Consider the following 14,290-nt stretch of genomic DNA (forward strand, 5'->3'; position numbering starts at 1 on the left):
CTGCAGGTCCAGGGATGCCGCCCGGTCCAGGGGCTCCCGGCCGATCGCGCCGAGCCAGAGCGTGTCCTCCACGGGCGGACGCGCCGGGCGCAGGCCGCAGACGCGCAGCAGCGCGTCCAGCGTCGAGCGTCCCGGGCCCGGATCGCGCAGCTCCCGCCAGCCGCTTGTGGCGAAGTGCAGATAGGGTGCGGCCTCCCGCACGTCCGGGTAGGTCGCCCGGTACCAGGCCTCGTCCACGGCCGGGACGTTCAGCCTGTCCGTCCCTGAGAACGGCTGTTTGCCCATCAGCAGCGTCTCGGCGACGGTGCGGAAGAACGGGTCGCCGATCACCGCCCGGCTGTCGGCGCGCGCCTGCACGAAGCCGGCCGGGTCGAAATCCTGGCGCGGGCTGCGCATCGCCCGCCAGCCGCCGCTCACGTAGCTGCGCAGCAGCTCGGCGTCGGACGCGTCGGAAAGCTCCTGGGCCTCCCCCTCGTCCAACCCTTGCCGGTAATAGGCGGCGTCGAAATAGGGACCGATCGTCTCGGCCTGAAGCGCGACGAGATCCGCCGGCTCGGGCCGGGCCGGGCCGCCGTGCAGGACGTAGTGCACCAGCGGGTTCTGGGTCGCGTAGGAGATGCCTCGGGTCAGGCAATAGGCCAGGGTGTCGAAGTGCGGCGACGGCTCGCGGCCCTCGCGCCAGCCGGAGGCCATGTAATGGGCCGCCGGGTCGACGCCGGCCGCCCGCAGGTCGGGGTTGTTGGCGAGATAGAACGGGCCGTCGACGAGGCGGCGGGCCAGGCGCTCGGCCTGTTTCGTGTCGGGCCGGGGCAGGGCACCGCCCTTGGCGCGCTGCGCCGTCACCCAGTGCAGGAACGGGTTGATGCCGGTCCGGGCCAGATACGGCCGCGCGGCGAGGTAGTCGGCGGTGCAGAAGTCCGGTCGCGGATCCCGGCCCTCGCGCCAGCCGGCCACGAGGTAGTCGCGCACCGGATCGACCGTGATGCCGTACCAACTCGCGTAGAAGCCGGCATCGACATATGGCTCCAGAGCCGCGACCTGCTCCGCCGCCGACGCGATATCGTTGGCCGGCGGAAGGCCGCCGCTCGCCGCGAGCCGGACCAGCGGGTTGCGGCTCGAACGCGCTCCGGCGGAAGCAGCCCAGCTGTGATACAGGCCGTAGAGGGTCTTCAATGCACCGCTCTCACGCCGCCGCACGGAGCGCTCGATCCGGGATGCGGATCCCACCGGCGGCTGTGTCGAGGCCTGTAGCTCGGATGAGCATGTCTTCGCGGGGGCTGTGTCGAGGCGGGTCATCGGGCCCAGCGAGCGGCTCGCCGGCGGACCTCGCCTATCGGAACACGCGCCCAGGGTAAATATGAGGTTTCGGGCTCGCCGCCCTGCCCTGCAATCCGACGGTCAGATCAGGTCCGACCGCCAGGTGACGTCCTCGCGCACGATCCGCGCCGGATTGCCGGCGGCCACGCAATGAGCCGGCACGTGTCCGGTGACGACTGCGTGCGCCCCGATGATCGCGTTGTCGCCGATGGTCGAACCCTTGAGGAGCGTCGCCTGGTTGGCGATCCAGACATGATTGCCGACGCGGACGGGTTTTGCCGGGTTCAGCCGCTCGCCCCCGCTCCGGCTGATGATCGAGTGGAAATCGCTCGTGGTCATCCAGACGCCGGACGCGATCGAGCAATCGGTCCCGATCTCGATCGCCTTCGCCTCGACCGGGTTCAGATGGACCAGTCCGGTGAAGCCGGTTCGGTCGCCGATGCGAAGCATCGAGCCCGGGCCGATATAGATGTTGGCCATGCCGAGCCGGACATCCTCACCGATATCGAATTTGCAGTTCGACTCGATGACGATATGCATGTCCTTGTCCGAGACGCAGCCGCGCCCGATACGGATATAATTGTTGTCGCCGTTGATATATATTTTTCCGGCTTGGGCATGCTGGTCGCGGGAGTCGATGTCGATGACATTGTTGTCTCCCTTGTCGACGATATTCAGTGGCATGGGGGGCTCTGCGAAATCAGCGTCATGTCTGCCCATCGACGGCTCGGGCGGCATCGGCGATCCGCGCGATGCGCCCCGAAGTCACGAGGGCGAATTCGGTCTGGGTTGGACGGTCTCGGCCGGGCGGGATCGCGCATCATTGACATTCGGTAGTTCCGCCGGCGCCGGCCGAGTCCAGCGGAAACGTTTCCGATGTCTCTAGGCCAGACGACCGGTTTCTCACAACTCGGCGCACTGTTGACGCTCGGAAGGTCCTATGACCTATGGCCGCCAACGGACGCGCTTATGCGGTGAGGCCAGCCGATGGCTGAAGACAATACCCTGACGAAGGCCCTGGTGGACGTGCGGGCGCGGAAGGCCGCGCTCCAGAGCGACTATGACCGGATCGCGGCGGAGCTCGCGAAGCTGCGCGCGGCCGAGGCTGCGCTGACGGCGATCGTCGAGGGCGTCCCGCTGAAGGATGCTGCAATCCTCCACACCTCCGAGGCGTCGGGGGCGTCCAGCGAGGATCGGACCTCGTCGGGGCGCAGCGGTCGCCGCGGGGCCCGTGGTCCCCGGGCGAACTCCGCCAAGGGGCGGCTGAAGGCGTTGCTGGGCAGCGCAGGTCCGCAAGGCCTGTCGCATGCCGAGATCGCCGAACGGCTGCCGGATGTCGCCCCGAACACCCTCAACACCTACCTGAGCATGATGGTGACGGGGGGCGAGGCGCTCCGGAAGGGCGATTTCTTCACGGCCGCCGAGGGATCACAGGACGAGTCCGACGAGGCCGATCACGACGAGGCCGACCAGGACGACGAAGCGTCCGAGGGCGAGGATTCCGATCACGAGGCCGCTCCGGCTCAGTGAGCGGGGCGCGGGCTTCGACCCGCAGGCGATGTCGCGTGGTGATCGATGTCGGGCCGACGCCACTGGCCTCCGTGCGGGGTCGTGATCGCCGCCACTGCTCGCGACCAAGCCGCCGGCCTGCTACCATCATCCCGCTGCTCCCATCGAGGCAGCGTCATCAAGGGCAGTGCGCCATGCGGTCGATCCTCTTGCTCTGCTCCCTGCTGCTCCCGCCTTGTCAGCCTGCCGGTGTGCCTGCGTCAGGGGTGTGATGCGGCCGATCTGCCAGCAGACCGATATGGTCGAGCCGATCTGCACGGGGCTGTGCACGGATTCCGTCCGCCCCGAGACCGTCGTCAAGCCGCTCTTCGGCGGGCAGCAGGCCTTCAATCCGGTCGAGCCTTTCGACCCCGCACCCCTCGGTCTGGTCCAGAGGGATTTGAACCTGAGCACCGACACGCGCGGCAATCCGCTCGGCACCGCCGGTGTCCAGGGCGGCAGCGACGCGTTCTCCAGCTCCGCCGGGGGCGCAGCCTCGCGCTGACAGGGGCCGGGTTCGAGTCGCCCCGGCCGGCAGCCGGATTGTGCTGAGCTTCGTCGGATCTGCGTTTTCAGCCGGTCTCAGGCCGGCGCCGACAGGCGCCGGATGATCGGCAGCATCAAGGCGCCGGGCGGCGCGGCCGGCACGGGAAAGATCGTGGCGGTCTGATCGGTCTTCACCCGCGGCAGCCGCTCGATGACCGTCCGCAGGTTCGGGATCGTCCGGGCCAGGGTTGCCGCCAGGGTCTCGCCGGCCGTCTTCGCCATCGCGTATTCCAGGGTGTCGCGCGGCGCCTCGTCGATGGCGGTGGTCGAGGGATAGAAGGCTGCCAGCCCGTCCCGCCGTTCGAGGCAGAACAGGCTCAGTTCGTAGAACGCGTAATTGTAGACCCGCATCATCTCTTCGAAACAGGTCGGCTCGAACGGTGCCCGCTTCTGGCGGAAAATGCGCGGCGTCGCGAAGTGATAGAGCTGGGATGGCCGCATCGTGAGGGATTCCAGCTGCGGCCCAACCGGCTGGGCGGCGTCGTAGCGCAGGACCTGGCATCGCCCGCCGCCGTCCCGGATCTCCCGGGCCACCGCTTCCGCCTCGTTGGCGCCGGACGCGTAGGTGATGCAGACATCGCCGCCACCGGCCGCCAGCAGCTTGGCCGTCGCCGCGCCGAGGCCCCGGGATCCGCCGACGATGAGGGCGGCCGCGTCGGCGAATTCATCCGGGCTGACCAGGGCCGCGAGGTCCGCCCAGCTCTCCTGCTCGACCGGACGTGGGCGCACGAAGCTCTCGACCCGGGCGTCGAGGCCCGGTCCGCTGGCCTGGGTCGTCACCGACTGGAGCATCGGCTGGAATCGCTTCACCGTGTAGGCGAGGCTGGACCCCTCGGCCGTGTCCGTCAGCGTCACGTCGATCTTCGACAGGATCGAGTGCAGGCCCGGCACGAACATGCCGACCAGGGTTGAGAGCCCGCCGAGGGCCGCCACCCGGGGGGCACCGATCGCACGCGCGAGCCGCGGCGCCAGCGCGGCGATGGCCTCCGGCTCCGGGAGTCGGAAGGTCCCCGCCGCCCCGGTGATCGTCTCGGGCTCGACGGTGACCGGCTCGGCCGGGATCGCCGCGGCTCCGGTTTCTACGGGCTGGGCGCGCGGTCGCTCAGCCCCGAAAGCTGCCTGGATCGTCGCCACGCGGACGCCGTCCACGGACAGTGAGAGGCGCATCTGCCCCGCATCCGCCTCGTGCACCACGAGCGCGCTGCGGTCCCCGACCAGCACGAAGCGCTCGAACCGCATCTGCAGCGCGCTCAGCCGCTCGAGCGGATAAGCCTCCGCACAGGCATCGAGGGCCCACAACGCCGCGTGAACCCCGTGGACCGCCTGCCCCCCGGCGAGCGTCCGCCGCGCCACGCGGCCATCCATGTGCATCGGATTGACGTCGCCGGTGGCCTGCGCGAACGCGATCTGGTGCTCCTGCGACCAGATTCGTGATGCCAGGGGAGCGTTGCTTGAGCCGGCTCCGTCCATCGCGACGCTCCTCTTCGACTGACGCGCTCGAGTCCGCGCGCCCGGGCGACGCGGGGTCCGATCCCGGCACGGCCGGCCCCCTTGCTTTATGATACCGGATCTCGCAAGAGGGCGGCGCTCGCACACAAGGTATGGGGCCGGTCGATCGCCGGAGGGCAGGCATTCGTTGGAATGTCGCAGGGACCGGTATCGAGGATGAATACGGCTCGCGTCCTGTCGCTTGGCTTCGTCGGAAACGTCGTCACCAACCCGTTCGGGAAGGTGACGGGACGCCTCGCGGATCTCGCCCAGGTCGCGTGCGAGCATTTCCCGATCGGGCAGATCGAGCAGGTCCTGACGGGGCCGGCATCGGTCGACACCCTCATCGTCCATCTCGACCATCGCTGGTTCTTCGACGTCGCCCCGGACGAGGCGGCGATCGCGCGCGCCCGGGCGCTGGCCGAGCTGGTCTCGGCCCGGCTCGCGCGGGCATCCGGGACGATCATCCTCAACACCGTGCCGTTCGTGCCGGTCTCGTCGGTGGAGAGCGACCTCCACGGGCAGCTGGAGACCTTGGCCCGCATCAACGGGGTGCTGTTCGATCTCGCCCGCGCCAACGAGCGGGTCAGCGTCATCGATGCGGCGGGAGCCGTGGCCAATCTCGGCTTCGCCAGCGCGCTGCGCGAGCGCAACCGGCACATGTACCAGATGCCCTATGCCCCGGCCGCCGTGGATGCGCTGGTCGAGCGCTACGCCGACGCGATCGCGGCCCGGCTGCGGGCGCGCCGCAAGGTGGTGGTGGTCGATGCCGACAACACCCTGTGGGGCGGCGTCGTCGGCGAGGACGGTGTCGAGAACCTCGAGGTCGACAGCGACTTTCCGGGGATCGTCCACACCCAACTCCAGCGGCAGCTGCTGCGCCTGAAGAGCCTCGGCATCCTGCTCTGCGCGGTGACGAAGAACAACGACGCGGATTTCCGCTCGGTGTTCGAGCAGCGCGCGATGCCCCTGCGCCTCGACGATTTCGTGGCCTATCGCAGCAACTGGTCCGAGAAGAGCGACAACATCCGCGAACTCGCCGAGACGCTCAATCTCGGCCTGGATAGCTTCGTCTTCATCGACGACAACCCGTTCGAGATCGAGGAGGTCCGCGCCCGGCTGCCCGGCGTCGAGTGCCATCTCTTCGACCGGACCCGTCCCGAGCAGGCGCTAACCCTGCTCGACGGGATCGCGTCCCTGCGGGCCCGCAACGTCACGGCGGAAGACCTGTCGAAGACCGAGCAGTATCGCGGTGAGGCGCAGCGGCAGGAATTGCAGCGCTCGGCCGCCTCCATGGACGAGTACCTGGCCTCGCTTGACATCCGCCTGCACATCACGCGCAACAATCCGGGCGCCCTCCGGCGCGTCGCGCAGCTCATCAACAAGACCAACCAGTTCAACCTTACCACCCGGCGCTACACCGAGGACGAGGTCGCCACCGCGATGCGCGAGGGCAGCGTCTACGCGGCCCGGGTGGTCGACCGCTTCGGCGATATGGGCATCGTCGGCGTCGCCATCGTCCGGGGCGGCGAACTCGAGACGTTCCTGATGAGCTGCCGGGCGCTCGGGCGCCGCATTGAGAGCCAAGTCCTGCGCTACGTCTGCCAGGAAGAGGCCGACCCGGCTTTGCGGGCACGCTATCGCCCCAGCGCCAAGAACCGGATGGTCGAGACCTTCCTGGACGAGAACGGGTTCGCGCTCATCGGCTCTGGCCCCGAGGGCAAGGACTATCGACTGACCCGAGGACCGGATGACACTGCCTACATCCACATCGTCGCCGAATGAGGCTGCGGCCGCGGCGGCGGCCCGGACCACGCTGGACCGTCTGGTCGAGACCTGGGGCCGGCCGGAGCTGAGCGGCCTCGGCCCCGAGGACGACCTGTACGAGCGGATCGATTCCTTCGCGGTGGTCGAGCTGCTGCTGGAGACCGAGTCCGAGGTCGAGAAGGCGGTCGGGCGCTACGTCCCGCTGGCCGACGAGAGCATCCTCGACAGCACCCGCTCGCCCCTGCGCCGGCTCCAGGGCTGGTTCGACTACGTCGCGCAGGCGGTGGCCCGTGGCTGAGCTGCGGTTCCGCCATGCCGGGATCGCCGGCCTCGTCACCACGGTCGGCGGCCGGGCGCTCGCCTTCGACGCCGAGGCGGCGGATCTCGGGATGTCCCCCGAGGAGGCCGAGCGGCTCAAGCGCGCGATGGGCTTCACCACCCGCCACGTGGTCGTCCGCGACGACACCACCACCGCCGACCTCTGCCTCAACTCGGCTCGGGAACTCCTGCGCGGCCTCGACCTGCAGGCGTCGGATCTCGACGGGCTGATCCTGGTCACCCAGACGCCCGATTACAGCTCGCCCTCGACGGCGATCGGCATGCAGCACCGCTTAGGCATGCGCACCGACACGCTCTGCTTCGACATGCGGCTCGGCTGCAGCGGCTTCGTGTACGGACTCTCGGTCGCCTACAGCCTCGTCGAATCCGGGCTGAGCCGCGTGCTCCTCTGCTGCGGCGATGTCGCGAGCCGCATGGTCGCCACGAACGACCGCTCCATCACCCCGATCATGGGCGATGCCGGTGCGGCCGTCCTGATCGAGCGGCGCGAGACCGAGAGCGTCTTCCAGCTCCACAGCGACGGCTCCGGCGAGAAGGCGCTGTTCATCCCGCATAGCGGGTTGCGCGCGGATCCCGAGGATGCCGACAAGCCGGCCTCCATGCATATGGACGGCGCGCAGGTGTTCAACTTCTCCCTGAAGCGCGTGCCGTCCCTGGTCACCGATATCCTCGCGGCCGCCGGGCTGGGCCCCGAGGAGCCGGACTTCTACGTCCTGCATCAGCCGAACAAGTACATTCTCAAGAACCTGCAGCGGCGCTTGGGCCTCGATGACGGCAAGCTTCCCTCGGGCACGCAATCCGTCTACGGGAACCAGAACTCGGCCTCGATCCCCGGTACGATCTCCGGCTTCCTGGCGGAGGATTTCGCGCACCGGCCGCTGCGCGCGGTGCTGGCGGGGTTCGGCGTCGGTCTGAGCTGGGGCGCGTGCGCGCTCAGCACCGATCGGATCTACGCCCCGCCCGTCCTGAAATTCGAGGAGACGCTGTGATGACCGAGGCTGGGTTCCTGGACGAGCTCGGCGCGATCCTGGATCAGCCGGGGCCGCTCGCGCGCGGCCAGAAGCTCGGTGAGATCGAGACCTTCGACTCCCTCGGCATCCTCAACATCATGGCGCTGTTCGACACGCTGGGTCTCGAGGTCGAACCGGCCCGGATCGCGGAGGCCGCGACCACGGACGACCTCCTCGGCATCGCCGGCGCGAAGCTGGAAGCCTGAGGCTTAGGGATGGCGGAGACCCTGGGACACATCCTGGTCGTCGGCGCCAGCAGCGGCATCGGCCGGGCCGTGGCCGAGCGCTTCGCCGCGCAGGCGACCGTGACCGCCCTCGCCCGCCGGACGGACCGCCTGGCCGAACTGGCCGCGGCCGGGATCGCCACGATCGCCGCGGACGTCACCGACCTCGCCGCCATCGCCGGGACCCTGCAGGCCGCGGTCGCCGAACGTGGGCTGCTGACCGGCCTCGTCTATTGCGCCGGCGTCCAGGTCATCAAGCCGATGCGCAGCCTGAGCGTGGAGGAGGTCCAGCGCCTCTACACCACGAACCTCGTCGCCCCGACCCTGTTCGCCGCCGCGTTCGGCAATGCCCGGATCTCGACCCGCGACGCGGTCTTCTGCGCCGTCTCCTCGGTGGCGGCCCAGCGGCCGGAGCCGGCCATCGTCCCCTACGCCGCCTCGAAGGCGGGGCTCGACGCGCTGATCCGGGGCCTTGCCCGGGAACTCGCGCCCCGGCGGGCGGTCGGCGTCGCGCCGGGCTGGCTCGACACCGAGATGACCCAGGCGCATGCACGGCTCTACGGCGAGGGCTTCCGGGAGGCGCTGGAGAAGCGCAGCCCGGCGGGCGTCGCCACGGTCGCGTCGGTGGTCGACGCCATCGCCTTCCTGATGTCGCCGCAGGCGCGGCACGTGACCGGCGAGATCCTGCGGGTCGATGGCGGGGCGACGCTATGAAGGGTAGATGCCGGTGACGGGCGAGACCAAGCGCCTGGCGCTGATCGGCGGCGGCGGCTTCTCCAAGGAGATCGCCGAAGTCGCGCAGCTGCTCGGCTACACGGTGGAGGCGACCTATTCGAGCCAGCCGAGCGCGCAGGTCGGCACCTACCGGGGCTATCTCGACGAATTGCTGGCCGACCGCGCGGAGTTCGCCGGCGTCGCCCTGGCGGTGGGCGGCGTGAGCCGGGCGGCGATCCAGGCGCGGGCCGAGATCATCGCGTGGCTCGACCAGCACGCCCTGCCCTGCCCGCCCCTGGTGTCGCCGCACGCGATCGTCAGCCAGGGCGTGGCTCTGGGCGCGGGCGCCTTCGTGGCGCATGGGGTGATCGTCAACGTCGATGCGCGGCTCGGGCGGTTCTGCGTGGTGAACACCGGCGCGATCATCGGCCACGACGCGGAGATCGGCGACAACACGACCATCTCACCCGCGGCCTTCATCGGTGGGCGCTGCACGATCGGGGCGGACGGCTTGGTCGGCCCGCTCGCGAAGGTGCTGCAGGGGCTCAAGGTCGGGCAGCGGGCGATGATCGGGATGGGCTGCACCGTGCTGCGCGCCGTGCCCGATGAGGGTGTGATTTGGCCGCGGCCGGATAATCCGATAGCCACATCACCCGTAGATTGATTTTGACGGGCTGAAACCAGGTGGATGGAAACACTACGTCGTGAACTTGTGACGGTTGGCACAGTTTGGGTGGGGAACTCATACAACCCATTGCTGTGCCTTGCGTTTTCTTCCTGAGATTGGGTTTCTAGCGCAGGAGGATCGCGATGGCACGGTTGTTCTGGCTCTCCGATGAAGCCCGGGGGCGGATCGAGCCACATCTGCGTCACGGCCAACCGGGCAAGCCCCGGGTCGACGGCAGGCGAGTGATCCACGGCATCCTGCACGCCCTGAAGGTCGGCTGCCGCTGGCGGGACACGCCCTCCGACTTACGGGTCCGCACACCACGATCGACAACCGCTACAACGGGTGGTCCCAGCGCGGTGTCTGGCAGCGCCTGTTTGCCAAGATCGCAGCTACAGGCCCTGTCCCCGACGAACTGATGCTCGATGCCTTTCACGTGAAGGCCCGCCGTTCGGCCGCCGGCGGAAAAGGCGGGCCTGAGCCAGGCGATCGGCCGCCTCATCCTGAGCCTGTCGAAGGACACGCGGCGGCTTCACGAGCGCAATCCATGGCTTGGCCGATGGTCGCGTTCGCCCTGACGCCCGGCAACGTGGCCGACATCAGCATGGCGCTACCGTTGTTGCGGGCTGTGGTGCCGCCCACACGCCTCATCGCCGACAAAGCCTACGATGCGTAGAGCTAGAGAGATCGGCTCAAGAGCTACCGGGTGATCGCCCCCACCCCGTCCACGGCCACCCGGACGGTGCCCGACAAGCACAGCCGGATCGCCGACCGATGGCCCAACCGAATCGAACGCCTGTTCGGCAGCCTCAAGAACTGGCGGCGCGTCGCGACCCGCTACGACCGCTTGGCCTGCAACTATCCGGCTGCCGTCGCGCTCGCTTCCTGTGTCATCGCATGGACCTGAATGAGCCTCCTACCTAGTTCGACAGGCTGGCGCAGCTTGTAGTCCCGCCAGCCCGGTGGGATCATCAATTATCCAAGGCCGGGTCGCTATCCAGAGAAACTGGGTCACCTCACCCATACCTCAACGGAGGCGGGCGAACCTAGAGCAAATTTATGCCCCCTCTTGGCGAGTCGGGCATTCTTTGCCCTCGATCACATTAAAGGGTACCTTTGCCTGCGATGTGGAGTTCGGAGGAGGATAAACGGTTGGTTGGTTCAAACCTGACGTGGCAGCCGCTCCAGCCGCGAGAACGGCGCTGGGCACGAATGGGACAACTGCCGGCAATCGCTTGGCTCACAGGCTTATCTGGTGCGGGCAAATCTACCATCGCCGACGCCGTTGACCGCGCGCTGACCGAGTCGGGCCGCCACACCATGGTGCTCGACGGGGACAATCTGCGCCTCGGCCTCAATCGTGATCTCGGATTCACCGCCACCGACCGCTCCGAGAATATCCGTCGCGCCGCTGAGACCGCGCGTCTGATGGGCGAGGCCGGTCTGGTAACGATTGTTTCGCTGATCTCGCCGTTTCGGGCCGAGCGACAGGCTGCCCGTGCGATTGCAGGCGACATTCCCTTCGTGGAAGTTTTTATCGACACACCTCTTGATGTCTGCGAGGCCCGCGACCCAAAGGGGCTCTATGATCGAGCCCGTGCCGGTGCGATCCCGAACTTCACCGGCGTCTCGGCCCCCTATGAGGCGCCTACAGGACCTGACCTAACTCTGCTAACTGACGGACTCACGATCGACGCGTCCGCCGCACCTTTGATCGAAGTCTTGCTGCACCTGAGCGCAGCTTCTCCAAATTCATGACCCGCCATGACTATTTATAGATTCATATGAGTATATTTGTTGCAATCAAGCTCGCTGTTTTCCGCTCGATACAAATCCAGACATTGAAAGCATGACGGTTACGGTGCTGCGTACTGCCGCTGATGAATGTGGGGCCTACGCACCCTCATCAGCTGGTCCGGCTCGACTCCGTACCACACCGGCACACAACCCTCCGCAAATCGAAGCGATTTCGCATCGGCGAGTAGCGTAATGTTTTCCTGATCGGACGGCGAATGAGGTCCCCAAACAGGTCAAGTGCATGGACTCAGACGGATGGTTCGGGAGCTCGGTTGAGCGCGTGGACGATGTCGATGAAGGTCGCGCGTGCAGGCGGCGGCGCGTGAGCGCGGAGAAGAAGCCCTCGACGGCGTTGACCCATGAGGCCGAGTTCGGGGTGAAGTGGAAGGTCCATCGCGGATGGCGGAGGAGCAGGCGCGGACCTTCGGGCGCTTGTGAGCGGCGTCGTTAGTTCAATTGAAGATTGACACAACGTTAGGTTCCGAAGCGCCTTGCACGAAAGCTGGACGGGTAAAAAACTCCGACGTGCGGCAGGCCCAGGGCAGGCCGCGTCTGGCGCCCAGGAAGGCAGAAGTGGCTACAAACCAGCCCGAACTTTGTCGCCCAGCCGGAAACGATCGCGAGCAGCGTAACATTCATCTCGAATCGATTGCGATTTTCCTATAAGAGATCCCGCATCAATTCTGGCACGCCCAGCCGCATGCTTACGTATCGACCAATACAGCTCGGTATGCCACCAATAATATTGGCGTCTCGCCTTGTAATTAATTTGGCGGGCGGTCAAGATCATACGAAACGGGGTGACATGTGGACGCGCGCCCGCGCACAGGTCGTTGCCTTGACGTTAGCTTACATTCGCATGCGCCCAATTATATTGACTATATCACTGCGCAGGAACAAATATTGGGGCGCCAGGGTATCTCGCCTGCTATGGCCAGCTTCCGAAATTTCCGGTACTCCATCGCATCATCTTACGCTGCTCGGCAGCCTTCAGACGGCGGATGCATATCGTGTCAGGAACTATGAGTTGCTCTTTGTTGATTCGCACCTATGCCGATGATGCGCAGCGACTTGAATTTCTTCTAAGGTCGGTTGATAAATATTGCAAAGGTCTCAACGAGTATGTCGTGGTCTGCCGAGAGTGTTGTCGCGGATCCATAGCGCCGATCGTGGAACGTCATAGCCAATTCAAGCTTTCAATTTGCCCAGACTACGGCTTTGACTACATCGGGCAGCAGATAACAAAGCTTCGTTCCTATCTATACACCAGTTCTGATTTTGTTATTCACGTCGACAGTGATTGTATATTCGTAAGGCCATTCGATATATCCGCATATTTTTTCAACGAAATTCCGATACTTTACCATAGGGAGTATGATTACTTCTATCAAAGAAAAATTGAGATGCCCTGGCAATATATCACATCAAAGTTCATGTGCCGACAGGTTGATTATGAATTTATGGCGCTATTCCCCCTTGTTTATCCGAGATCATTGTATATCGATCTTGAAGAATGGTTTAGCGCGACGCACGGCTTCGGCTATGAGGGTATTGAGCAAAGATTGAAGCTTCGTCATGAGTTCTCCGAGTTCAATCTGCTCGGAGCGTTCAGTTACTATAGGCCTAATCATGCTGGTCGATATCATCTTCATTTAAATTGGGGGGAATTCAATCCTAGTCATTACGTCAAGCAATACTGCGTGAGTGGTGAAAATGGCGATCGATCCGTGGGGCTTGAAGAATTTACGGAGATGGAGAGTATCATAAGCCCCTAAGCGTCCAAAAAATTCGTGCGTAATGTTGGCAGCAAAGGTCGGCTGTTCCAGCAGTCGGCGAGGATGTGAGCTATCTTGACGCGCAGGCCGCCGCGGTCGTAGCAGCCGGGCAGCAACGGGACGGGACGGTTTCATGACGGGCAAGCGCGCGCTGATCACGGGGGTTACGGGCCAGGACGGCGCGTATCTGGCGCAGCTGCTGCTGCAGAAGGGCTACACGGTCACCGGCATCGTGCGCCGCTCCAGCCATGCCGGGGTGTTCGACCACAGGTTGAAGTGGCTCGGCATCCTCGACGATGTCGAGCTGGTCGACGGCAACCTGCTGGACCAGTCCGCCCTGCTGCGCATCGTCCAGACCGCCAAGCCGGACGAGATCTACAACCTCGCCGCCCAGTCCTTCGTCACCTCCTCCTGGCAGCAGCCGCTGCTCACCGGCCAGGTGACGGGCCTCGGCGCCGTGCACATGCTCGAATGCCTGCGCTCGGTCGCCCCCCAGGCCCGGTACTACCAGGCCTCGACCTCCGAGATGTTCGGCCTGATCCAGGACGCGCAGCAGAGCGAGACGACGCCGTTCTACCCGCGCTCGCCCTACGGCGTGGCCAAGCTCTACGCGCACTGGATGACGATCAACTACCGGGAGAGCTTCGGGCTGCACGCCTCGAACGGCATCCTGTTCAACCACGAGAGCCCGCTGCGGGGCGTCGAGTTCGTCACCCGCAAGGTCACGGACGCGGTGGCGCGGATCAAGCTCGGCAAGCAGAAGGAGCTGCGGCTGGGCAATATCGACGCCAAGCGCGACTGGGGCCACGCCCGGGACTACGTCCAGGCGATGTGGCTGATGCTGCAGCAGGACAAGCCGGACGATTACGTGATCGCCACCGGCCGCACGACGACGGTGCGGGACATGTGCGTGATCGCGTTCAAGCATGTCGGGCTGAACATCGACGACCACCTGGTGATCGACCCGGCCTTCTTCCGGCCGGCGGAGGTGGAGGTGCTGCTCGGCAACCCGGCCAAGGCCAAGGCGACCTTCGGCTGGGAGGCGCAGACCAGCCTCGAGTCGCTGATCACCGAGATGGTCGACGCCGACATCAAGCG

13 protein-coding genes and 3 pseudogenes are annotated in these 14,290 nt (G+C 66.1%); 12 read left to right on the forward strand and 4 right to left on the reverse strand.

The genetic code is table 11. The features are described 5' to 3' along the window. Both BMZ47_RS27440 and BMZ47_RS27445 read right to left on the reverse strand, forming a co-directional pair. Nucleotides 1-1,173 (reverse strand): annotated as a pseudogene (locus BMZ47_RS27440) (glycosyltransferase); the annotation flags it as partial. A 225-nt stretch (nucleotides 1,174-1,398) separates the two neighbouring features. After that, on the reverse strand, nucleotides 1,399-2,055 hold the full coding sequence (locus BMZ47_RS27445; protein ID WP_244536952.1) for an acyltransferase: 657 nt from the start codon (nucleotides 2,053-2,055) through the stop codon (nucleotides 1,399-1,401). A gap of 249 nt (nucleotides 2,056-2,304) precedes the next feature. On the opposite strand from BMZ47_RS27445, the gene BMZ47_RS27450 reads away from it, so the two are divergent. Together BMZ47_RS27450 and BMZ47_RS28830 are read left to right on the forward strand one after the other, a co-directional pair. Further along, nucleotides 2,305-2,847 (forward strand): hypothetical protein, encoded by a 543-nt coding sequence (locus BMZ47_RS27450; RefSeq protein WP_091865554.1) that lies wholly within the window; start codon nucleotides 2,305-2,307, stop codon nucleotides 2,845-2,847. A gap of 277 nt (nucleotides 2,848-3,124) precedes the next feature. Continuing rightward, nucleotides 3,125-3,370 (forward strand): hypothetical protein, encoded by a 246-nt coding sequence (locus BMZ47_RS28830; protein ID WP_208601124.1) that lies wholly within the window; start codon nucleotides 3,125-3,127, stop codon nucleotides 3,368-3,370. Between the two features lie 77 nt (nucleotides 3,371-3,447). Here the strand turns inward: BMZ47_RS28830 and BMZ47_RS27460 are convergent, their stop codons facing one another. Continuing rightward, on the reverse strand, nucleotides 3,448-4,881 hold the full coding sequence (locus BMZ47_RS27460) for an SDR family NAD(P)-dependent oxidoreductase (RefSeq protein WP_091865557.1): 1,434 nt from the start codon (nucleotides 4,879-4,881) through the stop codon (nucleotides 3,448-3,450). A gap of 195 nt (nucleotides 4,882-5,076) precedes the next feature. Between BMZ47_RS27460 and BMZ47_RS27465 the strand changes: the two genes are divergently transcribed. The 8 genes and pseudogenes from BMZ47_RS27465 (at nucleotide 5,077) to cysC (ending at nucleotide 11,378) form a co-directional block, all read left to right on the forward strand. After that, nucleotides 5,077-6,684 carry an HAD-IIIC family phosphatase gene (locus BMZ47_RS27465; RefSeq protein WP_091865560.1) on the forward strand — a complete coding sequence of 536 codons (1,608 nt, stop codon included), beginning with the start codon at nucleotides 5,077-5,079 and terminating at the stop codon, nucleotides 6,682-6,684. Then, nucleotides 6,650-6,964 (forward strand): hypothetical protein, encoded by a 315-nt coding sequence (locus tag BMZ47_RS29075; RefSeq protein WP_244536953.1) that lies wholly within the window; start codon nucleotides 6,650-6,652, stop codon nucleotides 6,962-6,964. The genes BMZ47_RS27465 and BMZ47_RS29075 overlap by 35 nt, the downstream gene beginning before the upstream one ends. Continuing rightward, the gene (locus BMZ47_RS27475; protein ID WP_091865563.1) at nucleotides 6,957-7,994 is read left to right on the forward strand and encodes a 3-oxoacyl-ACP synthase III family protein; all 1,038 of its coding nucleotides are present in this window, start codon (nucleotides 6,957-6,959) and stop codon (nucleotides 7,992-7,994) included. Before BMZ47_RS29075 ends, BMZ47_RS27475 begins: the two co-directional genes overlap by 8 nt. Beyond that, entirely contained in the window at nucleotides 7,994-8,221 is a 228-nt protein-coding gene (locus tag BMZ47_RS27480; RefSeq protein WP_091865566.1) for a hypothetical protein, read from the forward strand. Before BMZ47_RS27475 ends, BMZ47_RS27480 begins: the two co-directional genes overlap by 1 nt. Before the next feature lie 9 nt (nucleotides 8,222-8,230). Continuing rightward, the gene (locus tag BMZ47_RS27485; protein ID WP_091865571.1) at nucleotides 8,231-8,953 is read left to right on the forward strand and encodes an SDR family NAD(P)-dependent oxidoreductase; all 723 of its coding nucleotides are present in this window, start codon (nucleotides 8,231-8,233) and stop codon (nucleotides 8,951-8,953) included. 7 nt (nucleotides 8,954-8,960) lie between these two features. Continuing rightward, nucleotides 8,961-9,617 (forward strand): LbetaH domain-containing protein, encoded by a 657-nt coding sequence (locus BMZ47_RS27490; protein WP_244536954.1) that lies wholly within the window; start codon nucleotides 8,961-8,963, stop codon nucleotides 9,615-9,617. A gap of 146 nt (nucleotides 9,618-9,763) precedes the next feature. Next, nucleotides 9,764-10,527, forward strand: a pseudogene (locus BMZ47_RS28345) (IS5 family transposase). 305 nt (nucleotides 10,528-10,832) lie between these two features. Then, on the forward strand, nucleotides 10,833-11,378 hold the full coding sequence (gene cysC, locus BMZ47_RS27505; RefSeq protein WP_244536955.1) for an adenylyl-sulfate kinase: 546 nt from the start codon (nucleotides 10,833-10,835) through the stop codon (nucleotides 11,376-11,378). 348 nt (nucleotides 11,379-11,726) lie between these two features. Here the strand turns inward: cysC and BMZ47_RS27510 are convergent. Further along, nucleotides 11,727-11,866, reverse strand: a pseudogene (locus BMZ47_RS27510) (IS630 family transposase); the annotation flags it as partial. 588 nt (nucleotides 11,867-12,454) lie between these two features. Here BMZ47_RS27510 and BMZ47_RS28350 point away from each other — a divergent pair. Both BMZ47_RS28350 and gmd read left to right on the forward strand, forming a co-directional pair. After that, nucleotides 12,455-13,192: a DUF6492 family protein gene (locus BMZ47_RS28350; protein ID WP_139221088.1), complete on the forward strand. Its 738-nt coding sequence runs from the start codon at nucleotides 12,455-12,457 to the stop codon at nucleotides 13,190-13,192. Nucleotides 13,193-13,325: 133 nt separating this feature from the next. Next, a partial coding sequence (gene gmd / locus BMZ47_RS27515; RefSeq protein ID WP_091859802.1) for a GDP-mannose 4,6-dehydratase occupies nucleotides 13,326-14,290 on the forward strand: 965 nt, incomplete at its 3' end.

The organism is Methylobacterium brachiatum, assembly GCF_900113845.1.
GTDB classification, from domain to species: Bacteria; Pseudomonadota; Alphaproteobacteria; order Rhizobiales; family Beijerinckiaceae; genus Methylobacterium; species Methylobacterium brachiatum.